This is a genomic window from Pseudotenacibaculum haliotis (assembly GCF_042684245.1).
GTDB lineage: Bacteria > Bacteroidota > Bacteroidia > Flavobacteriales > Flavobacteriaceae > Polaribacter > Polaribacter haliotis_A.
Window position 1 is genome coordinate 375,309 of sequence record NZ_JBHULH010000004.1, and the last position, 24,480, is coordinate 399,788.

Below are 24,480 nucleotides of genomic sequence, written 5' to 3' on the forward strand. Positions count from 1 at the left end.
GACCTGTCTACTTTCTTAAGTGACAAAGTACGTTTGTCCCACTTTTTAGTCTATTTACACAAGCTTTCAAGTTGTTTGCCCCTTAATTTGTAGCCAGCATATTATTTGAGTAATATTGCTTATGAATTTAAAATTCCTACGTAAAAAAAAGTCTTTTCCAATACGTATATTTAGAATTACGGTTGCTGTAATAGGTATCATTATTGTTGCCTTTAATGACTATTTTGGTAAGATAGAAGGCTTTGTAGAACTTCTTTTTTTATATTTCATTACAGTCATTATTACAGTTTCTCATTGGCTCTTTGTAAACATAAAGGCAATTGTTAAGCTAAAGAATGAAAAAAAGAAAACCGAGTTGATGCACTTACAATCTCAAGTAAATCCACACTTTTTCTTTAATATGCTAAATAATTTATATGGATTAGTTGATAAAGACAGTGAGCAGGCCAAAAAGCTCATTTTAAAACTGTCTGATATGATGCGTTACAGTATTTATGAAGGACAAAAAGACTATGTAACACTTCAGCAAGAAATAGATTTTATTAGCAATTATATAGCGCTACATAAAATGCGTTATCATAAAAATATTTCGATCAATTTTGATGTTGATATTGAAAATGAAGATCTCAAATTGATGCCTCTATTATTTATTATATTGGTGGAAAACGCGTTTAAGCATGGTGTAGAAGTATTGAGGGATAATGCATTTGTGAACATATCAATTATATCGAATCAAAATACAATTACGCTAAACGTTAAAAACAATTTTGATACTAAAGAGCAAAGCCATGAAGGGATTGGATTAGAAAACTTAAAGCGTCGATTAGAATTGGCATATTCAAAAAAATACGAGTTCACTCATACAGTTAATGATGATATTTATACCGCAAAACTGAAGCTTACCTTATGATAAAGTATATAATAGTTGATGACGAACATATTGCACATGATATTATAAAAGGATATTGTGATGCTTTACCAAATCTAAGTTTTGTACAACATTGCTACGATGCTATTGAAGCTATAGAGTGCTTAAACAACAATGAAGTGGACTTGATCTTTTTAGACTTAAATATGCCTAAACTTAAAGGGTTTGAGTTTCTTAAAACCTTACAAAATCCACCAAAAGTAATTGTAACTACTGCATATAAAGAACATGCACTTGAAGGCTATGAGCTTAATATTGTAGATTATTTATTAAAACCCTTTGGTTTTGAACGATTTATAAAAGCCATAAATAAGATAAATGTACCTAAAGAAGAGGTTGTTTCTAATTTAAACATTAAGAAACAAGATGAAAGTTTGTTTTTACGTTCAAATAAAAAGAAGGTTCAGGTTAAAATAAATGACATTCTCTTTATTGAAGCTACCGGTAATTACATAAAAGTAGTTACACATAATAATGAAATTCAAGTAAGAGAAAAAATATCTGATATTCTTCATTTACTCCCAAAAGATAATTTTATTCAAACACATAAATCATTTATAGTTGCAATACAACACATTAATGAAATTGAAGGAAATAGAATTTGTATTAATGATTTTGTAATACCTATTGGAAAAACATACAAGATTAACGTGAATAAACTGCTTCTATAACAATTTACTATTGCATATACTGCGGTTTCCCTCCTACACTTCGACAAGCTAAACAATACTAGCAAGGCTCTTAATCTACACATTTACAAGGAGTTGCAAATTTCACCCAAAACGGGTATTGATTTATAATACAATTCGGTCTAATTTGCTAAAAAAATTGATCCTGAAGTTTATCCCCTCCTCTGAATTCTTGATTGGTCATTTAAGAATAACAATAAAGTTTAATTTAAATATCTAATTATGAAATTACTAAGTGATTTAAGAAAACCATATTTAGTATTGTTTTTAGTGTATTTTTTTATATCCAAAAGTTGGGAATTTAAAAATAAATTGATCGCAGTAAGCTTTATTTCTTTAATATCTGTTTTTGTTATATACAATCAATACAAGAAAGAAAATGATAAAGAAAAAAAAGTGACTAAAATAAGTATTCTCTTAATTTTTATAGCCACGAGTTTAGCTATTGGATCTATTTATTATAACAGCTAAAACTGTTTATTGAGAAAAATGAAAAAAATAAAGAAAGGGTATTTTATATATATACCAATGGTATTAATTATTTTGATTCAATTGATAGACAAAGACGATTCATTTGTAATTGTACAATATGTTTTGTTAGCAGTTATGGTAGTTGCCTTACTAGCTAGAATTGTTAGTTAATTCAATTATATACTAGCTTCAGAATAGCTATATCAAAGACAAGGTATTCATTGCACAATGTGCTATAATCACCGGCCATAAGTTTCTGTCTAGCTTTACATAAGCAATTCCCATAATAATTCCGATCAGTGCAACAGAAAGTGATCGTTCAGAGATATCATACGAATGCCTAAATCCCCAAATGCATGCTTGCACAATAATGGCAATGGCTGTTTTAAACTTTACATTTGAGAATAAACCCTCTACCCAGGTAATTAGAAACCCACGTTCTAACAGTTCTTCTAAAGCAGATTGTATCCATACAAAAATGATAATTGAAAAAACATAGCCATAATCTCCATTACGTAAAGAATGTCCAGTGCTTGTTCCTTTTGAAGCTTCGCTACTCTCTTTAACAATAGACAAAGAATCTTGTATAAGATTAAAAATGAGCAGCGTAACTATAATGGTTATAAAGATTATTACCGAACTCAAAAGTGTTTTCTGTATGCTTTTAGGGCGAGTTAAACCTAGAGTTTTCCAGGTTATACCTCGCCTTTTCATCATCCATGTAGCTACAATTAATGTAGTTCCTGAGTATAAAAAGCCTGTTACTAAATAATGTGTATTAGGAATAGATGTTTCCCTAATTAAGAACATTATGGCAATATATACGGTTAGATCAAACAGGTAATTATACCACGATTCTTTTTTTAGCTCTAACTTCATTTTACAAGTCTTTGTTTAGTTTTTTCTTTAACCTTTCTAAAGTAGACTCAAAAGAGCTTAACAATCTGTGAGAGTGTTTTTTTGCTGTCTCAACAGCTTTCTCATAGTTTTTAAGTGCTAAATTGTACTGCTTGTTCTTTTCATAGGCTTCACCTAAACTATCGTACATATTAGCCTCATTAGGAAATAAATGCACATTTAGCTTAAACAGTTTTATTGCAAACTCAATATCATTCTCTCTAACAAACTCATAAGCAATCATATTTAGTCTTTGCGGGTGTTTTAATGAGTAGTTGTTTTCTGTGATGTAAGCAGCAATATCTTTTAATTGCTTAAATGTTTGGATCTTGCTTTTATGATTATAGATAAAAACACGCAGTCTTTCTCTAGGTAGTTGATACTTATTGCCGTATAAGATATCTTCAATATAATGCACTATGTTTCTGGCAATCATATCGTAATTAGAAAGTGCTATGATGGTGTATTTATCTTTTAAATATCTAGAAAAATATGATGAGAAACCAGGCATTCCTCCACTATGCCCTACTACAAGGTTGCCCTGTCTGTTTTCTACCTGAAATGCTAGACCGTAAGTAACTTTAAGCGCTTTAAACATCGTTTTTTTGGAAGCTTCATTAAGCAAGCTAGAACCATAAAGTGCTTGATCAAATTTTAGCATATCTCCTACTGTAGATAAAATTCCTCCATCTGGATAAGGAGAGCTACTTAAAAAGTAATTGTTCTGATATTTACCGGAGATAGATTTCATATATCCTGTTGCTCTATTTTTAACCACTTCATCGCCAAACCTCATGGCTGTATTGTTCATTTGAGTGGGCTCAAGAATATGTTTAGTTATGTATTCTGCATACGATAGTCCGGTAATTTTCTCAATTACGGCACCTAACAGTACCATTCCTGAGTTGGAATAGGCAAATCGTTTACCGGGTGTTGTAAACTCCATTTTTTGCGCATAAATAATAGGCAACAAATCATTTATTGTTTTATACCCATGCCTGTTTGATCTATAATCCGGATGCCTCATATAACTCCCTACACCAGATGTGTGAGACATTAAATGAAAGATGGTAATTTGATCTCCCAACGGAAAGTCTTTCAAATATTTAACAACAGGATCGTTAATGTTTAGCAATCCTCTTTCCTGTAATTGCATTATAGAAACCCCGGTAAACATCTTTCCCATTGAAGCGATATTAAACTTGGTATCTATGTTGTTTTTTATGCCGTAGCTCTTGTTTGCGTCTCCAAAGGCTTTTGCATATATTATTTTTCCTTCTTTAGCCAGAAGCACGGTTCCTGAGAATTGATCTAGCTCCACGTGTTTTTGCATCATCTCCTCAATCTTTTGATTGGTTGTTTGCGCGTAAATAGCTGTAGATAAACAGAAAAGGATTATAATAAGTACTCTAATCATTGATGTATAATTTAAAATGAATACATCAAAATTGAATAAACATACCTTGCTTTTAAAACGAAATAGACATCTATAGAAGAATAATAGACGTTTGAGTGTATTTTATCGATTATTGAAAATCTGACTTAATGAACTTTAGGAAAGCTTCTTTGTATTTTTCTGATACAGGAATGTACTTATCTCCAAAAACAATCCGGTTACGCTCTATGGTTGTAATCTTTTTTAAATTGACCATGAACGAACGATGTACTCGCATAAACTGACTTGCCGGTAATTCTTCTTCTAAAGATTTCATACTTTTTAGTGTAAGAATTGGTGTTTCTGAATTGACAGTATAAAACTTTAAATAGTCTTTAAGTCCTTCAACATAGATCAGATCTTTTAAATCGATTTTAATTAATTTATAGTCTGATTTGACAAAAATATAATTATCAACTGTTACTTGAGTAGAGTCTTGCAGTATCTGCTGTTTGGCTTTATTGGCAGCTGTGAGAAACTCAGGGTAACTTATGGGTTTTACCAAATAATCTATGGCGTTTACCTTATAACTTTCTACCGCAAACTCTTCAAACGCTGTTGTAAAAATAATCTTAGCCTTGTTGTTTAAAATTAGCTTTGAAAACTCCATGCCTGATAAATTAGGCATTTGAATATCTGTAAAAATCAAGTCAACAGACTCTTTTTCTAATATTTCAAAAGCAGCAATGGCATTAGTACATTTTGCTATTAGCTTTAAAAAAGGGGTAGCTTTCACATAATCTTCTAACAAGTTAAGCGCTAAAGGCTCGTCATCAATTAAAATACAGGATAACATTATTTTTTGTATTTAAATGTTAGTTGTGCAATATAGGTGTTGTTCTCTTCTCTTGTAATTAAATCGAACTTATTGGGGTATAAAATATCTAGTCTCTTTTTTAAGTTTTCTAACCCAATTCCGGAATCTGTGTTTTTTTCTTTCTCAGGAAAACATGAATTGATGACTGAATATTTTATATGGTCTTTTTCAATTTCTAAATCAATAGTTATAAAACTATCTTTTATAGCGTCAATCCCATGTTTAAAAGCATTCTCAATAAAAGTAATTAATATAAGTGGAGCTATTTTTATGGGTTGGTTAACAATTGGAAAGTTTTTTTTCAATGTTAAATTAGAGGATACTCGCAATTGCATTAAATCTATATAACGCTCTAAAAATTCTATTTCTTTAACTACCGGAACCTTATTATGAGAAGCATCATGCAATAAATAACGCATCATCTTACTCATTGTGTGTATAGATTGTTTGGCTTTCACCGGAGAGGTGTCTACCAATGCATAGATATTATTTAGCGTATTAAATAGAAAGTGCGGCTGAACTTGATATTTTAAATATTTAATTTCTGCGTTTAACTGAGTTTGTTTTATCTGCTGTAGTAATAGTTTATTTCTATTTAAATGCGCATTTACTTTTAACGCCACACACATACCAATACCTAATATTATGGGCAAAATGACTTGAACAGTAGTCATTGCTCCACTTCTTATTTCACGTACCGGCATTCCATTTAATGACGGATGAAATATAGGATTGCCTATAACAAACCCTATCAGAATAAATAGAGCTACAGTAAGAATTACGTTTAGTATATAGAATTGAAGCTTCTTGTTTTTTAGAAAGAATTGATCTACTAAAACAAAATAGTTTAGGTAAAAAGCTACCAAAATACTTACCAAAGACAGCCAATTTCTATAAATGAGGTATTGATCATTTAAAGATGCCATCGGGTAAATGAACAACAAGACCCATAAAAAAAGATGTAATGCTATTTTTAAATACTTCGATTTCATTTTTAATATTAAACGACTAAAGTACTATAAAGAATACTAGTGCTATCATTTTATAGATGATCTTTAATTTATTATCGAAGTTTGATGGGTTTTTATCTATTAATCGTGTCAAATAAGCTATAATTATAATTCTAAAGAACGTTCCTCTAATATTGACAACATACTATAATATTTAATATTAAAATTGTTCTATATTGAAACCTTTTTAAATAGGTTTAAAAGTCTCATGTTGTTTTTCTACTACATAATTTTCTTAATTCTTTTTGCAGTAGTATTAAGACCGTTTTCTACTTTAATTCATGAATTAGGTCATGGTATTCCTGCTCTATTACTCACTGACAAAAAAGTAACTCTATATTTAGGTTCTTATGGAGACCCAAGAAAAAGTTTTAGAATCCAAATTGGAAGATTAGAACTTTTTTTTAACAAAAAACCTTTTAATTGGAAAATTGGACTTTGTGTATTAGAGCAGCAAACTCTATCAATAAATAATCAAATATTTATTAATTTAATTGGACCTTTAGCATCTTTAATCTTATCTGTAATTCTAAGTTATCTGGTTTTCTTTAGTGATTTAAACGATCATGTTAAAGCTATTTTGTTTTTTTTCAATCTTTCAACCTATTATGACTTCTATATAAACATTGTTCCTAGTAAAGAACCTATAAAACTATACGACGGCACTATAGTTTTTAATGACGGCAAACAAATATTGGATTTATTAAAGCTTAGAAATTTACCTAATGAATATTATATTGGAGCTGAATACTATAACAATCAAGAATATGATCTAGCAGCTATAGAATTAGAAAAAGTTTACAACAAAGGTTATCGAGAAGGAATAATTTACCAGTTGTTAATTAGTGCCTATTTGCAAATAAAAGATTATCCAAATGCGAGGAGAGTAAATAACTTATATGATCATAAATTCAAAAAACAATTTAATTCTAATGATTATACAAATTCAGGATTAATAAAATCCTTTTCTGGTTTGTACAATGAGGCTCTAAACGATTATAATATAGCCATCGAGATGGATTCAAAAAATAGTATTGCATTTAATAATCGAGGCTATACTTATAATATAATTGAAGAGTATGATAAAGCTATCAATGACTTTGAGAAAGCTATATTATTAGATGAGAGTTTTGCTTATGCTCTGAATAATAGAGGTTTTGCAAAGATTAAGCTTGGCTTAAAAGAAGAAGGTCTCAAAGACCTTCAAAAATCCATGGTATTAGACGGTACTAATTCCTATTGTTATTTAAATTTCGGTATCTATCATTATGATAATGGCGAATATGAAAAAGCTCTAGAATATTATAACAAAGCAAAAGAACTGGATGGAAAAACCTATTTACTTGACAAATATTTGGAAGAAGTGAAAAAGAAATTAAGTTTATGAATCTCATTCCACATGCACTCACGCCATTGTAGGTTTTCTTTTCTATTATCTATACCTAGGAGTTCATTGGATAAGTCAACTAAATCTACGTAAGGAAAACCCCTCTTTTCGATGAGCTGTTAGCTTTCTACAATTATTATCATTAGCTTTAAGTGATTTAATCAAATTATAGTTAACCAAATAAAAATTTTAATCTACCCAAAACAAAAACTTTATGAAATCGCTACATGCACGATTGTGCCTGCTGTTCATAACAGTAGCACTATTCTCTTGTAGTCCCCTTGATGAAAACATTGATGAACAAGTCTTTGATCCTTCAAGCGATCAGCTTTTTAGCAGAAACGACTCTGAAGATGATTCCATTTCCCATCGCGGAATTTATGTCAACAACTTTGAAAACGACATTCTCGGAACAATCGAAGAACTAAACTTGTTGCATTGGTGTAACCAAAATAGTTTTAATGAGGTTACTTTGTACAACATCAGTTCTATACTAGATGACCAGTACAAAACCTTCCTCTTAACTAATTTTGTTGCTAAAGCTCATGCTTTTAATATTCGGGTTTCTTTTGTTGCCTCCAGCGAAGAAGCCATTAACAAAATCGAAGATTACCAAAACCTTGTTGGTTCTTCATTTCTACAATCCGATGGATTGGCCACAGAATACGAGTTCTGGAATTCAAATACAGCCAATGTCAGTTATGATTACTATCATAAAAACATGCTGAAACCCTTAAAAAGGTTGGATGATGATTCTGACTACGACTGGAAACAACAACTCTACATCTCTGAATTTGAAGATGCTGCGGGTCAATACACCAACGATAAAGTATTGAAGAAAGTCTTACAACACTTGAAAAAAGGAGATGGTAACGATCAAATTTTTCTAGTAAACTACAGGACAAATGCCCAAAATTTCCCAACAGATAGTAACTCAAACCACTATCAGCGGATACAGAGTATTGCCGATGTAGCCAAGAAAAAGAAGATTCAGGTAAATATTGTGGTGTTGTTTATGACTCGTGAAGATACCACTCCTTCCCTGTTCAATTATTTTTCGGACCTAGGAGAAGGAAACGATTTTCAAGATGCCTTTATCAGTTACAGAAATGGTTTTTACAATTCTGATATCAAACATAAAGACTACATCAATCTGGAGGGTTACCAAGTATACAGGTATTCAGATGCGAAGATCGCAAAGCCCTTATTACAACATTATCAAGAAGAGTACGACATTGTTGAAGGTGACGATGAAGATGAAGAAGATGATGACAATGACGACGACGATGATGAAGATGACGATTAAATCAAAACAAAAAAAGCCCTGCATTTCTGCAGGGCTTTTTTAATACTTTAGACCTTTACTTTGTATCAGCCGGCAGTTCTTTAACTCTTGCCTGATAACTAATTGCAGTTCTTCGTGTTGTATTTACATGAATGGTAGCTCGTAATGTTGGATATAACTTAATCATCACATCAAAAGCCTCTTTCCCATTCTTTAGTTCCATCTCCATTGTATACGTACGTCTTTTCTCGTCGTACTTTACTTCATAATGATCCGGAATTCCCTCAAAGCGTACACCGCTGTTGTTATAATCAAAAGCTGTCGATTGTTGACGAACTCCATAATATGGAAGATCTACCACAACATGATCTCCTTTGATCGATATAAAATCATTTCCTGTTAAAAAGATACGATTAGCTGTACTACCCTGTGGCAACAAACCAAAGTTCGCAAATTCATTTGCGGCCAATGGTGATGCAGAGTTTGCAACTACTTTGATCTTTTTACCGTCAACCCATTCTGATAGGGATTTTAAATTTTCGGTGGTTTTTGCTGCACTCTGAGTGCTATTGCAACTCACAATAAATAGCAAACCTACCAATGCAATAACAAAATTTCTCATTTTAAGAGTGTTTTTATAGTTCATTAATTTTCAATCAATTAGTTCAAATATCGCGCTAAAATCCCAATTTTACCAGTAAAAAAGCGATTTTAACGTTCTAATTCACTCATTTTTACCGCAATTTTCATACCAGATTCACACTTTCTATAAAGGAATAGATTACTTTTGCGCCATGTCTTCCATTACCCAAAAATCCAAGTTCGAATTTATCGCCTTAATGGCCTCTTTAATGTCCATGGTAGCACTATCAATAGATGCTATTCTACCGGCATTAGAACCTATTGGAGCCTCGATAGGAACACACAATGCCACAGAAAACCAACTATTGATCACCATGATCTTTTTAGGATTGGGATTCGGGCAATTGATCTTTGGTCCCATTTCCGATAGTTTTGGACGAAAACCCATCATTTACGTAGGTTTCTTCACCTTTGTTTTTGCTAGTTTTCTCTGTGTATTTGCTACTTCTATAGAAGTTATGATTTTAGGAAGGATTCTACAAGGAATTGGGCTTTCTGCGCCAAGAACCATTAGTATTGCTATGGTACGAGACCGTTTTGAAGGCGATTATATGGCAAAGATCATGTCTTTTGTTGTAGCCATTTTTATTTTAGTTCCTATTGTAGCACCAACACTAGGTAAATTCATGCTAGACGGATACGGATGGAAATCTATCTTTTACAGTCAATTACTCTTTGGTGTTTTAGTGCTTTGGTGGTTGTGGAAACGACAGCCTGAAACGCTAAAACCAGAATACAAACGAGCTTTTTCTTTAAACCTCTTTGTAAGTGGTAGCAAAGAATTTGTAAAACACAGAGCTGCCGTAATCTTTACACTTATATCCGGGTTTGTAACCGGTTCTTTTATGGTGTTCTTAAGCAGCTCGCAACATATTTTTCAAGTACAATACGGCTTGGTAAACGAGTTTCCATACATTTTTGGAGCACTTGCCTTCTCTGTTGGACTGGCTACCTTTACCAACGGAACCTTAGTTGTACGCTTTGGAATGCGTAAACTCGTAAATATATTTACAGTTCTCTTTACCTTGATATCTCTTCTTTATGTGGTCTTATTCTATGGAAAAATGAATCCCGGCGTAGTTGTCTTGGTAAGTTTCTTTGCCATTCAATTCTTTGCTGTTGGTTTTCTTTTTGGAAATGTACGCTCCTTAGCCATGCAACCCTTAGGGCATATTGCCGGAATTGGTGCAGCCATTAACGGGTTTACATCTACCATTATGGCAGTTCCTATTGCAACCTTTATTGGTAGCTTTGTAGATACCACTGCCCTCCCATTGTTTATTGGGTTTACCATTTGTGGAGCTATTTCGTTTTTCTTATTACTCACTGTAAAAAAGAAATCATGAGTATTCAGATCATTTATGAAGACGATTATGTGATCGTAGCCAACAAGCCAAACAATGTACTGGTGCATCATGCCCATCATTCGCGTAACAAAGCAGATGAATTGTCTCTGCTTCAATTGTTGGAACAACAAACGGGATTGAAATTATATCCTGTACATCGTTTAGATAGAAAAACTTCCGGGATCATTTTATTGACGAAAAAAACTGAGTTTGTTTCTAAATTTCAAGATTTATTTGGTGCAGATGAGATTCAAAAAACCTACTACGGTGTGGTACGTGGCTTTGCTCCTGCTTCTTTAGTGATTGATTCTCCGGTAAAAGGACGTGATGCAGATGTGTACAAAGAGGCTGAAACGCATTTGAAACAGCTAGAAACGGTAACCTTAGAGATTCCTGTAAAACCTTATGATACTTCTCGTTATAGCTTGGTTGAACTAACTCCTAAAACAGGACGTTTGCATCAATTACGTATTCATATGAACAAGATTTCTCATCCGTTGATGAATGATGCCAAATATGGCGATAAGAATCATGATTTGATGTATGAACGTGAGTTTGGATGGACAAAACTCTTTTTACATGCCGGTTCTTTGGTATTTAAACACCCTTTTACACAAGAAGACCTCAATCTAAAAGCAGATTTCCCTCAAGATTGGATTGCTATGTTTGATAGGTTTGATTGGAAGAATCCTTTAGGTCATTGAAAACCTACGCTAAACATAAACCGAAGTTGCTTTTTTAAAAGAGAATATTTTACTCTATTTCGAAATGTAATAAATTTAAGCTTCCTAGTACTTTCTCTTTCTTGGATTGTAAATCTTCATCAAACAATCTATTTAAGTTATTACCAGCAAGATCTTCTAAATAACCCGAAATTAAAACTTGATATTTACCCCTATTCCAAACGTTTTCTGGAATGAATAAGACATTGTTTCCCTTTTTAGGAATTAAAAAACTTCCCTTGATTTGCTGTTGGTTAGCATCTACTACTGAAATGGTTTCTTCAATCAATTGAGCATCTAAAAAATCATTAAAAGTAATACCTAAAGCTTCTTTAGATTTTCCTGATGGAATGGTTAATTCCCATTGCTTTACATTAGGTTTTTGAATATCTCTTCCCGCAACTGAAAATCGTTTTACATAAGGTTTTCCTAATTCAATTCCTTCTTGGTCTGTCAATGTATTTTCAACAACAATCTCATAATTATTCCCCTGTTTGATAGGAATTCCCAGTTCTTTGTTTGGAATTAGATCTTTTTTAATCCTTCCCGGATCTAACCAAAGTGTTAACTCTGTTCTGTCTGCGTTCCACAGTTCATTTTCAAGGGGTAAAAATATCTGTACTTCCTCACTGGTAGTTGTATTAAAAACCTTGATAAAGTCAAGTGTAGACTGTGATTGTTGCATGGGTTTAGAAAAAACCAAATACATCTTTAATAGATTCTCCGGAACAGTATCTAACTTGGGATAAAAGCTCAACAATCGAGGGCGTTCCGCTTCCATATCTTTAGGAACCAAAAACTCCTGAATAACCTTTTCGTCTAAAAGAATCTCGTAGCTTTCGCCTCTTGTAAAGGCAATTACAGGTGTAAATTGAATATCGTTTCCCTCCTTTTGATAGTCTCCCAGCACATTGTATGATTTTCCTTTCAATCGGATAGCATAACTATTGGCTTCTTTAGTTCCTGTAAACATTAAGCTTATAGCCTGGTTGTTTTCATAGATGAGGCTATGTTGAAACATAGGCTCTTTGGTACAGGATAGCAAAAGAAACAAACAAAAAAAGACCAAGAAGTTCCTGATCTTTTTCTGAGTGATATGTTGTACTGAATTTACATCCATTTTTTGTTTCTACTATGTAAATATAAATTACCGTCGTTTCTTCTTCTTAAAATCAACACATTGTCTTCATCTAAGTCATCTAGCTGCTGTACATTCACAAAAGGAAGGTTATCGTAAGTTAACCCTACATCTTTTCCAAATTCCTTTACAGGTTCTGTTAAAGAGCCTTCAAACTTACTTATATCAGACAAGTTGATACGCATTACCGGACGGTTGTTGTTAGACATATATAGTTTTACTTCATCTCCTTTTTGAAAGCTGATGATATCTAACGGTGAGTTTCCGGAACCTAGCTCGGCAATAGTTCTTCCTTTTAGATGCTTTCCTCCTGTAAGTTCACTAATTGGAAACAATACCAAAGGTGTACAGGTATAACTAGCTAATAAATATTCTTTTCCTTTTACACTTACTACATCAAATGTCTTGATTGGTGCATAGGTTTCATAACGCCCATGAGCTGCGTGATAGATCTCCAGAGTAGCAAAATTCTCTTTTCCTCTAAATGGAAAAGGAATACTTCTAAACGAAGAACTGAACTCTTTGTTAGATAAACCGGATACTAGTACTTTTCCTCTGTGGTATTTTAAATCAGAAATAGCCCATCTTCTTAAGGCTCTTCCTCTTCTATCTTTTGCATCCTTAGCAACTGCGTTTCCTATAGAAGTTTCAGAAAAACTTAAATCGGTTAAAGAAACATTCTCCAATTTTCCGTCAACTAACTTTAACAATACAGGCTTGCCGTCTCGTGTATGTACTGAAAAGTACACTGTTTTTGAAACCGGATTTACGGCCATGTCTGTAATTCTGATGTTTTTGGGTGTAGTTCCCAAAGCATTGGCAACTTTTACATCAAACTCATCCACAGCAATATTTTCTGACTTTTCTTGGGCTTTGTTATCTCGGGTATCTATAGCGTAGATCTTGGCATTGTCAGAATCGCCAATAAACAAAATACCCTCAGGTCCAAAACTTAAACTATTGATGGATGAAATTCCGGGATTTCCGGTGATAAAATCTTTTGTTAATGTATCTTTTTCATGGCTGACTGCTGCTACAGTGAGAAGCGCAACAAGCAGTATACTCATTGTGTAAATCAGTTTTTTCATAATAGTTGGTTTTGCATAAAATTAGGGCTTTCTCAAGTGTGACCGAAGTTTCCTATGGCAATTAACTAATTTTTAACAAGCTATTGCTCGATAGATCTACTCTCGAAAGCAACTAGTTCTTGTGCTTCAAACACAGGAGTAACTTCAATAGGATTGCAACAGACCTCACAATCTTCAATATAGGTTTGCTGAGAGATGCTCATATCCAGAATCATAGAGATCTCTTCCCAACAATACGGACATTGAAAGAAGCGTTCCACTACTCTTCAATTACTTTTAAAATCAATTTCCCTTTCTTTTCACCGGAGAACAATCTGCCAAAAGTATCGTAGAAATTTTCGATTCCATCAAAAATTGCTTCTCGTGATTTTAGTTTTCCTTCTACAATCCAACCGCCCATTTCCATGGCAGCCTTTCCATAGTCTTTGGCATAATCCATAACCACCATTCCTTGCATACTGGCTCGCTTTACCAAGAGATTCAAATAATTGCTAGGTCCTTTTATGCGTACTTTATTGTTGTATTGCGAGATTGCTCCACAGATCACAATTCGGGCGTGCATACGTAATTTTGATAGCGCTGCATCTAGAATTTCTCCTCCTACGTTGTCAAAATACACATCAACTCCTTCAGGGCAATTCTTCTTTAATGCACTATAGATCTCTTCAGATTTGTAATCAATGGCGGCATCAAAGCCTAATTCATTTACCAGATAATCACATTTTTCTTTCCCTCCGGCAATTCCAACAACTCTGCATCCTTTGATCTTTGCAATTTGACCAACAACACTTCCTACAGCTCCGGCGGCGCCAGAAACCAAAACAATATCTCCTTCTTTGAGCTTTCCTACTTCCAAGATTCCAAAATAAGCTGTCATACCGGGCATTCCCAATGTGCTAATGAATAAAGGCATGGGAGCAATGGTGTCATCTACTTTATGCCAACCTTTTCCGTCTGTAGTTACATATTGCTGTACTCCACCCCAACCGGTCAGGCAATCTCCCACTTTATAGCTAGGATGGTTATTAGATTTGATAACCTTTCCGATAGAACCGGCTCTCATTACATCACCAATTCCTACAGGTGCTATATAGGATTTATTATCATTCATCCATCCTCGCATGGCAGGATCTAAAGAAATATAATGATGTTGAATAAGTACTTCTCCTTCTTTAGGTTCCGGAATAGAAGTTGTTTCTAAACTCCATGTACTTTCATCGGGAAAACCGATAGGTCGTTTTTTAAAGATGATCTGTTTGTTCATTTAGGCGTGATTTTGCCTAAATATACAACTAATAATTTACCGTTTAGAAGCCTAATATTCCAGTAAAGCTGTTAGCTCAGCAGCAAAACGATTCTTTGGCAAATACTGCTTTTCTAACTCTGATTGGAAAGGAATAGGTGTTTCTATACTTGCAACACGCTTAACAGGAGCATCCAAATGTTCGAAACATTCTTCTGTGATCATAGAAGAAAGATCACTGGCAATTCCTCCAAATAGTGAATCCTCTTGTAAGATGATTACTTTTCCTGTTTTTCGTACTGATGCAAAGATCATCTCTGTATCCAAAGGTTGTAAACTTCTAAGATCAATAAGATCGGCATTAATCTCGGTATTTTGTTCTAAAGTTTCCAATGCCCAATGCACTCCGGCTCCATAACTAATGATGGTTACTTGGTTACCTTCTTTTAGTTTATGGGCTTTTCCTATTTCTAAAGTAAAATAGTCTTCAGATACTTCTTGGTACACAGAACGGTATAAAGCTTTGTGTTCAAAGAACAATACAGGGTTCGGGTCGTTTACCGCAGCACACAACAAACCTTTGGCATCTTGTGGGAATGCAGGATACACAACTTTCAATCCCGGAGTTTTGGTAAACCAAGCTTCATTGGTCTGACTGTGGAATGGTCCGGCACCAACTCCGGCTCCACATGGCATACGTACAACAACATCTGCTTGTTGCCCCCAACGATAATGGGATTTTGCTAATAGGTTGACAATTGGATTGAATCCGGAACTCACAAAATCAGCAAACTGCATTTCCATCACAGCTTTCATTCCGTTTACAGACAGTCCGTAGGCTGCAGATACAACAGCAGACTCACAAATAGGTGTATTTCTTACACGATCTTTTCCAAACTGCTCTGTAAATCCTTCTGTGATCTTAAATACTCCACCGTACTCGGCAATATCTTGCCCCATAATAACCAAATCATCATGCTTTTCCATAGATTGACGTAATCCTTTGGAAACCGCATCAATAAAACGAATCTTTTCTTTTTTATCTGTTGGAGCAATGATTTCAGGAGAGTGAGCTTTGTATACGTCTGCCAGTTCTGTTTCCAAATCTGGAACAATCGTTTCTTCATTAAAGGCGATTTGCAAATGCTCATCAATCTCTTGCTTGATCTCACTTTTGTTTTGATCAATGGTGTCTTGAGTAATCACTCCTTCTGATAAGAGATAATTCTCAAAATTGATCACAGGATCTTTCTGCGCCCAATAATCCATTAATTCTTTGGGTACATATTTGGTACCACTCGCCTCTTCATGTCCGCGCATTCTAAAAGTTTTGAACTCTAACAATACGGGGCGAGGGTTTTTACGAATATCTTCTGCCAAGGCTTTTACCTTAGTATATACTTCAATTACATTATTTCCATCAATAATATGGCTTTCTATACCATAGCCTAAACCTCTATCAGCAATGTTTTCACAATTGTACTGTTCTGATGTTGGGGTAGACAAACCATATCCGTTGTTCTCTACACAAAATAATACAGGCAAGCTCCATACAGAAGCTACGTTTAATGCTTCATGAAAATCTCCTTCACTGGTTCCTCCTTCTCCTGTAAACACAGCACATACTTGCTGATTGTTCTTTAGTTTATTTCCTAAGGCAATCCCATCTGCTACTCCAAGCTGTGGCCCTAAGTGAGAGATCATTCCTACTATTTTGTAATCTTGAGTTCCAAAGTGAAAACTTCTGTCTCTTCCTTTGGTAAACCCGTTCATTTTCCCTTGCCATTGTGAGAATAACCTGTGTAAAGGAATTTCTCGGGTTGTAAAAACACCCAAATTACGGTGCATAGGCAAGATATATTCCTCCTTATTAAGTACAGAGGTTACTCCAACTGCAATCGCTTCTTGTCCGATTCCGGAAAACCATTTAGAAATTTTCCCCTGACGTAGTAAAACCAACATTTTCTCTTCGATCATGCGGGGTTTTAACATGCCTTTGTATAAATGAATAAGTGTGTCTTTTTCTATATCAGCAAAGTGGTATTCGATATGTGCAGCCATCTAAAATGTGTAAATTATCAGGACTAAAGTACGAGTTTCCATATAAAATCTTCTAAATTTTATTCAAAATGTCAGCAGCCTGTAAGAGTGTATCTTCTTTTTTAGCAAAACAGAATCGTAAGGACTTAAAATCCAATTGATTCTCGTTAAAAACAGACATCGGAATGGAAGCAATTCCAAATTCTCGTGTGAGTCTTTTTGCAAACTCAACATCATATTCATCAGAGATATCATCATAGCTTAATACTTGAAAATAGGTAGCTTGACTAGGTACAAATGAAAAACGAGATCCTGAGATTGCATCCAAGAATAAATCTCTTTTCTGCTGAAAGAATTCCGGTAGTTGATTGTAATGCTCTTCATTCTCAAGATAGGTTGCCAAAGCAAGCTGCACCGGGTGATTAACACTAAATACATTAAACTGATGTACTTTTACAAACTCATTCATTAATTCTTGCGGACCACAACAATAACCTACCTTCCAACCTGTAGCATGAAAGGTTTTTCCAAATGAAGCTGTAATAAATGAACGCTTCTTCAATTCCGGGAATCTACATACACTTTGGTGTTCTTGGCCATCAAAAATAAGATGCTCATATACTTCGTCACTTAATACAATAATGTCTGTATTTTCAGTAATTCTTTGTAGTTCTAACAAATCCTCTTTCGAGAAAATTGTGGCGCAAGGGTTTTGAGGTGTGTTAATGATGATCATCTTAGTTTTTGACGTGATCTTGCTTTCAACTTCAGTCCAATCTACACGATAATCCGGATGTTTTAATTGAATAGGTACAACTCTCCCTCCATGTAATTCTATTGCGGGTTCATAACAATCGTAAGCAGGCTTGAAAAGAATCACTTCTTCATTTTGTTGTACAAAGGCCGAAATGACTGTAAAAATAGCTTGTGTAGCTCCCGCTGTTACTACAATCTCATTCTCCGGATTGTAAGTACTTTGATATAGTTTTTGAAATTTTTCTGAAATCGCTTTTCTCAAAGCCGGAACACCCGGCATGGGAGCGTATTGATTGTTGCCTTCTTTCATCGCCTTTGCTACAAGTTCTGATAGCTTGGCATCAATTTCAAAGTTTGGAAAACCTTGCGAAAGATTGAGTGCGTTATACTGTTTTGATAAGCTACTCATGACAGTAAATATGGTAGTTCCTACAGTAGGGAGTTTTGATGTAAAATTCATGGTAGGAAGATATAAAAAAACCACGCTATTAGCGTGGCTCTTTATTTGAAAGTAGAAAAGTTATTACAATTCCTTAAATATTGCGTGCATCATTCGTTTTTTATCATTGATACTTTCTTCCAAAGCGATCATAGTTTCAGTTCTACTCACTCCTGGAATTTCATCAATTTGATAAATGATGTCCTTAGCGTCACTTGTACCTTTTGCGCGTACTTTACAGAAGATATTATACTTTCCTGCAGTTACATAAGCTACTGTTACGTTAGGGATCAAACGAAGATTTGTAATTACATTCTGTGTCATAGAGGTTTTTTCTAGGAATACCCCTACGTGAGCAATGAACGAATAGCCCATTTTTTCGTAATTCAAGGTCAATGTAGATCCTTGAATAATCCCCTCGTCTTCCATTTTCTTTACTCTTACGTGAATTGTCCCTGCTGATACCAGTAATTTTTTTGCAATATCAGTAAAAGGAGTTCTCGCATTTTCGATCAAGATGTCTAATATCTGATGATCGATTTCGTCTAGCATGAATTTTTTCATTCTTATTATTAATTATTCAAACAATAATACAAAAGTATTCATTAAATTCAATTTATTCGCTAAAAAAATGAAGAAAATTCAAAAAAATTAGCTTTCGAAAACGATTTCTTTATGGAAGAGAAGTTTAGAAATATCTTCTTGTACCTTTTTTTGTACAAAAATGATGGTTCCATCTTTAAGAGATTCTTCATACTGAAACGCAACAGATTGTTTATCAGTGTATTTATGAATTAAATCTCTGAAGTTTTTAATATTGTCAGGAATCGTAAAGTACTCTTTATAGCTTTCAAAGCTTTTTGAAGTAGCAATGTGATGAATTCCTTTTAACAATGCTGCAAAGGTAAACTTTCTGCACTCTTCTCGCTCATAATCTTCAGGAAAATGTCCAGATTCTATTAAAATAGTGCTGTAACCAAGTTTTTGGAAGTTATCACCTGTTGCTGTTGGGTAAAATTCATCAGTATATCTGCCCACATGATTAGGTATAATCTGCTGTAATAGCTGGTTCATCGCCACAATTACGTTCATGGTCTTTATTCGTCCCGGCGTTAATTTACGAGTTACTTCTTCCGAAGGGGCCAAAAAAGAGATCGTTGCAGGGTTTGTTGTTCCTTCTACTCCAAAAATTGTACGCTGATCATGTAAATTAAAACAAAAATCAGGGTCAAAATCCTCTAAATGCTTACGAAGTAACTGACTTTCTACTGCTTTTTGGTCTACAGCATCACGGTTTAAGTCTACTTTATGAGCATTTACTCGCGTATAATACTCAGCTCCATCCGGGTTTAAAACAGGAATGATCTTGATGGTACAATTGTTAAGTATTTGATCTTTTACAGCATCTTCAACCGTATTAATATACTTCAACAGATCAAAAACAGCTTTGGTTCCTGTGCTTTCGTTACCGTGCATTTGCGTCCAGATCAAAATTTTTACAGGACCGTTCCCTAAAGTGAACTGAAAAATAGGTCTTGATTCTTCTGATGCTCCAATTTGTGTGTAGGAAATCAAAGAAGAAGAATCGTATGTAGAGAATGTTTGTTCTATATGATCGAAGGTAATCCATCTTCCAAACAAAAGATCTTCTTTCGATTTTGTGTAAATAGATTGTATGTATGATGAATCTAAGCTTGTCATGTTTTTGTAACGAGTTTACAAAAGTACAATAATGACTTGAGATGCGATAAAAAAGAATTCAAACAAATGTTTAAACTCGATTTTACAATTGTTAACCGTAATTAAAAATCAAATGTGAGTAATGTAAACACGTAAATAATTGTATTACTTTTGTAACATAGTTAATGTAAGATTCAATTATAACATAATAATAACATTATTTAATAATCTTAAAATTAGTTTATTATATAGATTATTTAAAGCTTTAGTTTAATATATTTATTGTAACTAATGTTAAAAGATAAAAAAATCTTGACTGGTCTTTTTGTTCGGTTTACATTTGTAAAACAAAAGCAAGTTTACAATGGTAAACACTACTGATTTTACGAATAGATTAAAGAAAATCCTTGAGCACCACCAATTAACAGCCTCTTTGTTTGCTGATAAAATTGGCGTGCAACGCTCTAGTATTTCTCATATTCTTTCCGGAAGAAATAAACCCAGCCTGGATTTTATTTTGAAAGTCACCAATACATTTTCTGATGTAGACATCTATTGGCTATTAAATGGGAAGGGTACTTTTCCTAAAGAGGAACAAAAAACAGTCGGCTCTCCTACTCAACAACAAGCAGCTATGTTTTCAGATCAAGGAGATCATCCTACAAATGCAGGGAAAAGAATTAGTAGAATCGTTGTTTTTTATTCAGACGGTACTTTTGACGAGTATAACAAACAATAAACCTTATTGAACCAATTGAGCGATTCCTGTTCTGATCACTTCAATATTCTTAAGTTTATTAGATTTGTTCACTTTTTTCTGCTTCTCTACCATCTGGCGTAGCAAATTAATTCCAACCTTATCGAAATTAAACTGACGGTATTGATTTCCTTTGGCTACAATATCATTTACCAAGTTCTGAATAGCATCTGTATTGTTGCTATTTGCAATCTGCTCGTAGGCTTTTTGGTAAATAGCCTGAATCTTCGGGTTGTTGTTCAAAAACATTCCTGATAAGACATTATTAGCAATAAATACCATTTCAGAATCGTCTTTCTCTTCGATATAGATTCTTGTCAATGGTGTTGCAATAATATTTTTCACTTCTAACGGTAGTTCTTTCGATCTTTTGATTGCATATTCTTTATCGATATAATACATTCCCACTAAGGCTTTTCCTAAGACATTATAGGATTCACTTTGCAATGCTTTATCAAAGATCGGTTTTAATTCAGGATCTGTTAGTTTCCCAAGAGTTTCAATAGCTGCAGCACGTACCAATGTCTTTTTATCGCTATCAGCCATTCTTTTGATCTTATCTATAGCAGTCTTTTTTGACCATTTATTGATCAGATCAATATTTTCTAGTGCTAGGATTCTAATCTTGTAATTCGGATCGTCTAAAGCACCTACAACTGCATTAAAGGCTTTTTTATCATCCTGGCTTTTCACCACTTCTAACAAGGCTTCTCTACGATGCTGGAAGTTCTCAGTATTCTTTAATTGAAAGATATAATCACTTAAGATCTTGTTCTCAAAGAAATCTGCCAACAATACTCCGTCAGCATTAACTTGAATCAAATCCGGTGATTTGCTGCTGAATGAGAATTTGAAAGAAGCATCTCTCCCATCAACAAATACATTGTGACGTATTTTTTTACCGTTCTCAAAGATATCAATGGCTATAGGAAACTTGAATTCCTTAGCCTGAGTTTGTATAAAATTTACTGTAACTGTTTTTTCTAGTGTGTTGTAATCATAAGAAACCTCAACCTTTGGGTGTCCGGAACCAAAAAACCACTGGTTAAAGAACCAATTCAGATCTTTTCCTGATACTTCTTCCAGAGTCAAACGTAATTGATGTGCTTCAGCAGCTTTGTATTTATAATCGGTTAAATACTTTTTAAGACCGGTAAAGAACGCCTCGTCTCCTAAATAATTTCGTAACATGTGTAAGATTGCTCCACCTTTGTTATAACTAACAGCGTCAAACATATCTTCTTTATCAACATAATAGAAACGAACTAAGTCTTTATCGTATAAATCTTTATTGTCTTTATAAATTTTCGAATTCTCAAACAAATGCGCATCTGCATTTTCTTTCCCGTACTTATGCTCTCTCCATAAATACTCACTATAATTTGCAAAAGACTCATTTAAAGCTAGATTACTCCAACTTTCTGTAGTTACAAGGTTTCCAAACCAATGATGAAAGATCTCATGCGCAATTGTATTTTCTTGACGATTTTCATCAATCAACTGCCCTTTCATTTGATTGGCTTGCTCGCCATGAATCACAGCCGTAGTATTCTCCATAGCTCCACTTACATAATCTCTAGCTACAATCTGACTGTATTTATTCCAAGGATATTCAACTCCTAACTTTTCAGCAAAGAATCCGATCATTTCAGGAGTATCTCCAAAAATTTCTTTGGCATAAGGAGCGTATTTCTTTTCTACATAATAGTTTACCGGAATATTCTTGTATTTATCTTCTATGATCTCAAATTCTCCAACTCCCATAAAAAATAAGTAAGGAGCATGCTTTTGATCAAACTTCCAATAATCTGTTCTATTCGTGCCTTTTTTCTCCTGATTCACCAGTTTTCCGTTAGATAAGGTCACAAACTTATCGGGAACAGTAATGTAAATTTCTTGTGATGTTTTTTGATTAGGAGCATCTATGGTAGGAAACCAGCAGCTACTTGCTTCTGTTTCTCCTTGTGTCCACACTTGAATAGGCTTGTCTTTTTGCAAACCTTGCGGGTTTATAAAGTACAAACCTTTAGCTCCGGTAATTGCATTACTCCCTTTTTGCTTTACTTTTTCCGGCCTTGCTGTGTATTTAATATATAAGGTATACTCTTCTCCCTTCTTGTATTCTCTAGGAAGATCAATAATAATTTCATAACCATCGTAGTTATACTCTAACTTTTGCCCTCCTAAACTGATTTCACCAATCAACATAGCCTTAGCATCCAATGTAACTTTACTTGTAGGAAAAAAGTGTGGTGTTAGTGTTACCCATTCTTCTCCGTTCAATTGTCTGTTTGCAAAGTCAAAATCAACTTTTAATTTGGTATGCACCAGATTATTGATCTTATCACGCTCTCCTCTGTAAATAGACAAAGGGTCTTGTTGTGCATTGGAAAAAGAAAAAATGAATACAAATATGAGTATTAGTGCTTTTTGAAACTTCATAGGGCTGTAAATAGAAATTCAAAAATACTAAATATTAAAAAGAGAGCTGTTAATGGCTAGTTAAAACAGAAAAACCGTTATTTCCATAGAAATAACGGTTTTGGAGTTTGGTTGAGCTTGATTTGACTATTAAAAAGCGAGGTTGAACTTTCTTAAGTTGAGCTGGTCTCCATCCAACGTAATGTTGTTCATCATCGTAATGATTTTACTTGGATCCATATTCTCTCCTAAGATTCTTGCAACACCTACTCCTTTATCTTTTGCATATCCGAAAGCAATTACTTCGTCAATGGCATCTGCAGAACCTGTGTAATAGATGTTCATTTTGATACCTTGAGCATTCATACGCATTAAACTTTTATATTTATCTGTCTTTAAGATCTTGTTTAATTTATCTTTTTCTACAGTATATGCCTCTTCATTTCCTTGATAAGGTAAAGCCACTAAGTTTACTTTTTTAATGCTCTTGATTGTTTCTTGAACATCTGCAGGAACATCTAAAGATTTAGGCTTGATGAAGTTAATAGGAATATCTATGGTCATGAATCCGTCTTTCTCTTGACTTGCTACCATGTATTGCTGAAGACTTTCTTCACTATTACAAGAAGCAAATAGAGTTAAAACGAATAAGGCTAAAACGGTTGTTATTTTTTTCATCTGTTATTTTTTAAACTCTGCCCCGGATTAACCGGAGCAGATTAGATTATTATATTAAGTCTTAGTTAACTTTCACTTTCACGTTGTTGCTTTTCGTAAAAGTATCTGCTAATTTAGAAAGTTTATTGATATCGATGTTTCCTGTTAAGGATACAACTACTGACTCTGCAATTCCGTTGGTATGCTTATCAATTCCTTTTATGAACATCAACACTTCACTTACAAAATCTTTGTTCTTTCCTGCTTTCACATAGATAAAAACTCTTGACTTGTCTTCTTTCAGTCTCATTAACTCAGTTAACTTTTGACCCTTAACTGCTGATTTAACCATAGTTTCCATCTTTGCAGCAACATCTGCTTTGTCTGTAGAGAAAACTTTTAGTTCGTTCAAATCCTGAACCATTTTGAAGACCTCCATAGCATCGTTGTCTTTCAGGCTTTCTGCGTTGAATTTAGAAAGGATCTCAAAAGCATCCTTACTTACAATCACAGAAGATACACCGTCCATGTCTTCTAATTTATCAAAGATTGATTGTCCGTAGCTTAACACTGGCGCCGCTACTAGCGCTATTAATAAAATTACTTTTTTCATCGTTCTAAGGTTTACTTGG

24 protein-coding genes are annotated in these 24,480 nt (G+C 33.9%); 8 read left to right on the forward strand and 16 right to left on the reverse strand.

Annotated elements, in window-relative coordinates:
• The first annotated feature begins 121 nt into the window (after positions 1 to 121).
• From ACFSRZ_RS09725 to ACFSRZ_RS09735, 3 genes are all read left to right on the forward strand, one after another.
• A complete protein-coding gene (locus ACFSRZ_RS09725; protein WP_379666362.1) occupies positions 122 to 910 on the forward strand; it encodes a sensor histidine kinase in 789 nt (262 codons plus the stop codon).
• On the forward strand, positions 907 to 1,599 hold the full coding sequence (locus ACFSRZ_RS09730; protein ID WP_379666363.1) for a LytR/AlgR family response regulator transcription factor: 693 nt from the start codon (positions 907 to 909) through the stop codon (positions 1,597 to 1,599). The genes ACFSRZ_RS09725 and ACFSRZ_RS09730 overlap by 4 nt, the downstream gene beginning before the upstream one ends.
• Positions 1,600 to 1,839: 240 nt before the next feature.
• Complete coding sequence (locus ACFSRZ_RS09735) at positions 1,840 to 2,088, forward strand: hypothetical protein (RefSeq protein ID WP_379666364.1); 249 nt, start codon at positions 1,840 to 1,842, stop codon at positions 2,086 to 2,088.
• Between the two features lie 198 nt (positions 2,089 to 2,286).
• Here the strand turns inward: ACFSRZ_RS09735 and ACFSRZ_RS09740 are convergent, their stop codons facing one another.
• The 4 genes from ACFSRZ_RS09740 to ACFSRZ_RS09755 form a co-directional block, all read right to left on the reverse strand.
• The gene (locus ACFSRZ_RS09740) at positions 2,287 to 2,967 is read right to left on the reverse strand and encodes a CPBP family intramembrane glutamic endopeptidase (RefSeq protein WP_379666365.1); all 681 of its coding nucleotides are present in this window, start codon (positions 2,965 to 2,967) and stop codon (positions 2,287 to 2,289) included.
• A gap of 1 nt (position 2,968) precedes the next feature.
• Entirely contained in the window at positions 2,969 to 4,402 is a 1,434-nt protein-coding gene (locus ACFSRZ_RS09745; RefSeq protein WP_379666366.1) for a serine hydrolase, read from the reverse strand.
• Between the two features lie 109 nt (positions 4,403 to 4,511).
• Positions 4,512 to 5,216, reverse strand: a complete 705-nt coding sequence (locus ACFSRZ_RS09750) for a LytR/AlgR family response regulator transcription factor (protein WP_379666367.1) — start codon at positions 5,214 to 5,216, stop codon at positions 4,512 to 4,514.
• Positions 5,216 to 6,229, reverse strand: coding sequence for a sensor histidine kinase (locus ACFSRZ_RS09755; protein ID WP_379666368.1), 1,014 nt, complete (start codon positions 6,227 to 6,229; stop codon positions 5,216 to 5,218). The genes ACFSRZ_RS09750 and ACFSRZ_RS09755 overlap by 1 nt, the downstream gene beginning before the upstream one ends.
• A gap of 226 nt (positions 6,230 to 6,455) precedes the next feature.
• Between ACFSRZ_RS09755 and ACFSRZ_RS09760 the strand changes: the two genes are divergently transcribed.
• Positions 6,456 to 7,634 (forward strand): tetratricopeptide repeat protein, encoded by a 1,179-nt coding sequence (locus ACFSRZ_RS09760; protein ID WP_379666369.1) that lies wholly within the window; start codon positions 6,456 to 6,458, stop codon positions 7,632 to 7,634.
• Positions 7,635 to 7,848: 214 nt separating this feature from the next.
• A complete protein-coding gene (locus ACFSRZ_RS09765; protein WP_379666370.1) occupies positions 7,849 to 8,940 on the forward strand; it encodes a hypothetical protein in 1,092 nt (363 codons plus the stop codon).
• Between the two features lie 55 nt (positions 8,941 to 8,995).
• Here ACFSRZ_RS09765 and ACFSRZ_RS09770 read toward each other — a convergent pair whose 3' ends face one another.
• Positions 8,996 to 9,541: a DUF4251 domain-containing protein gene (locus ACFSRZ_RS09770; protein WP_379666371.1), complete on the reverse strand. Its 546-nt coding sequence runs from the start codon at positions 9,539 to 9,541 to the stop codon at positions 8,996 to 8,998.
• Between the two features lie 172 nt (positions 9,542 to 9,713).
• Here ACFSRZ_RS09770 and ACFSRZ_RS09775 point away from each other — a divergent pair, with 172 nt between their 5' ends.
• Together ACFSRZ_RS09775 and ACFSRZ_RS09780 are read left to right on the forward strand one after the other, a co-directional pair.
• Entirely contained in the window at positions 9,714 to 10,907 is a 1,194-nt protein-coding gene (locus ACFSRZ_RS09775) for a multidrug effflux MFS transporter (RefSeq protein WP_379666372.1), read from the forward strand.
• Positions 10,904 to 11,611 carry a pseudouridine synthase gene (locus tag ACFSRZ_RS09780; protein WP_379666373.1) on the forward strand — a complete coding sequence of 236 codons (708 nt, stop codon included), beginning with the start codon at positions 10,904 to 10,906 and terminating at the stop codon, positions 11,609 to 11,611. Before ACFSRZ_RS09775 ends, ACFSRZ_RS09780 begins: the two co-directional genes overlap by 4 nt.
• A 49-nt stretch (positions 11,612 to 11,660) precedes the next feature.
• Here ACFSRZ_RS09780 and ACFSRZ_RS09785 read toward each other — a convergent pair whose 3' ends face one another.
• From ACFSRZ_RS09785 to ACFSRZ_RS09820, 8 genes are all read right to left on the reverse strand, one after another.
• The gene (locus ACFSRZ_RS09785) at positions 11,661 to 12,749 is read right to left on the reverse strand and encodes an Ig-like domain-containing protein (RefSeq protein ID WP_379666374.1); all 1,089 of its coding nucleotides are present in this window, start codon (positions 12,747 to 12,749) and stop codon (positions 11,661 to 11,663) included.
• Entirely contained in the window at positions 12,740 to 13,855 is a 1,116-nt protein-coding gene (locus tag ACFSRZ_RS09790) for a hypothetical protein (RefSeq protein WP_379666375.1), read from the reverse strand. Before ACFSRZ_RS09790 ends, ACFSRZ_RS09785 begins: the two co-directional genes overlap by 10 nt.
• A gap of 80 nt (positions 13,856 to 13,935) precedes the next feature.
• A complete protein-coding gene (locus ACFSRZ_RS09795) occupies positions 13,936 to 14,115 on the reverse strand; it encodes a CPXCG motif-containing cysteine-rich protein (RefSeq protein WP_379666376.1) in 180 nt (59 codons plus the stop codon).
• Positions 14,115 to 15,119 (reverse strand): NADP-dependent oxidoreductase, encoded by a 1,005-nt coding sequence (locus ACFSRZ_RS09800; protein ID WP_379666377.1) that lies wholly within the window; start codon positions 15,117 to 15,119, stop codon positions 14,115 to 14,117. The genes ACFSRZ_RS09795 and ACFSRZ_RS09800 overlap by 1 nt, the downstream gene beginning before the upstream one ends.
• A gap of 51 nt (positions 15,120 to 15,170) precedes the next feature.
• Positions 15,171 to 17,159, reverse strand: coding sequence for an alpha-ketoacid dehydrogenase subunit alpha/beta (locus ACFSRZ_RS09805; RefSeq protein WP_379666378.1), 1,989 nt, complete (start codon positions 17,157 to 17,159; stop codon positions 15,171 to 15,173).
• A 52-nt stretch (positions 17,160 to 17,211) separates the two neighbouring features.
• Positions 17,212 to 18,354: a methionine aminotransferase gene (locus ACFSRZ_RS09810; protein ID WP_379666379.1), complete on the reverse strand. Its 1,143-nt coding sequence runs from the start codon at positions 18,352 to 18,354 to the stop codon at positions 17,212 to 17,214.
• A gap of 63 nt (positions 18,355 to 18,417) precedes the next feature.
• Positions 18,418 to 18,897 carry an Lrp/AsnC family transcriptional regulator gene (locus tag ACFSRZ_RS09815; RefSeq protein ID WP_379666380.1) on the reverse strand — a complete coding sequence of 160 codons (480 nt, stop codon included), beginning with the start codon at positions 18,895 to 18,897 and terminating at the stop codon, positions 18,418 to 18,420.
• 87 nt (positions 18,898 to 18,984) lie between these two features.
• Complete coding sequence (locus ACFSRZ_RS09820) at positions 18,985 to 20,034, reverse strand: M14 family zinc carboxypeptidase (protein ID WP_379666381.1); 1,050 nt, start codon at positions 20,032 to 20,034, stop codon at positions 18,985 to 18,987.
• Between the two features lie 343 nt (positions 20,035 to 20,377).
• On the opposite strand from ACFSRZ_RS09820, the gene ACFSRZ_RS09825 reads away from it, so the two are divergent.
• The gene (locus ACFSRZ_RS09825; protein WP_379666382.1) at positions 20,378 to 20,752 is read left to right on the forward strand and encodes a helix-turn-helix transcriptional regulator; all 375 of its coding nucleotides are present in this window, start codon (positions 20,378 to 20,380) and stop codon (positions 20,750 to 20,752) included.
• 3 nt (positions 20,753 to 20,755) lie between these two features.
• Here the strand turns inward: ACFSRZ_RS09825 and ACFSRZ_RS09830 are convergent, their stop codons facing one another.
• The 3 genes from ACFSRZ_RS09830 to ACFSRZ_RS09840 all read right to left on the reverse strand — a co-directional run bounded on the left by ACFSRZ_RS09830 (position 20,756) and on the right by ACFSRZ_RS09840 (position 24,461).
• Entirely contained in the window at positions 20,756 to 23,212 is a 2,457-nt protein-coding gene (locus tag ACFSRZ_RS09830; RefSeq protein ID WP_379666383.1) for a M1 family metallopeptidase, read from the reverse strand.
• 129 nt (positions 23,213 to 23,341) lie between these two features.
• Positions 23,342 to 23,869, reverse strand: a complete 528-nt coding sequence (locus ACFSRZ_RS09835; RefSeq protein ID WP_379666384.1) for a DUF4252 domain-containing protein — start codon at positions 23,867 to 23,869, stop codon at positions 23,342 to 23,344.
• A 61-nt stretch (positions 23,870 to 23,930) separates the two neighbouring features.
• Positions 23,931 to 24,461 (reverse strand): DUF4252 domain-containing protein, encoded by a 531-nt coding sequence (locus ACFSRZ_RS09840; RefSeq protein WP_379666385.1) that lies wholly within the window; start codon positions 24,459 to 24,461, stop codon positions 23,931 to 23,933.
• Positions 24,462 to 24,480: the final 19 nt, after the last annotated feature.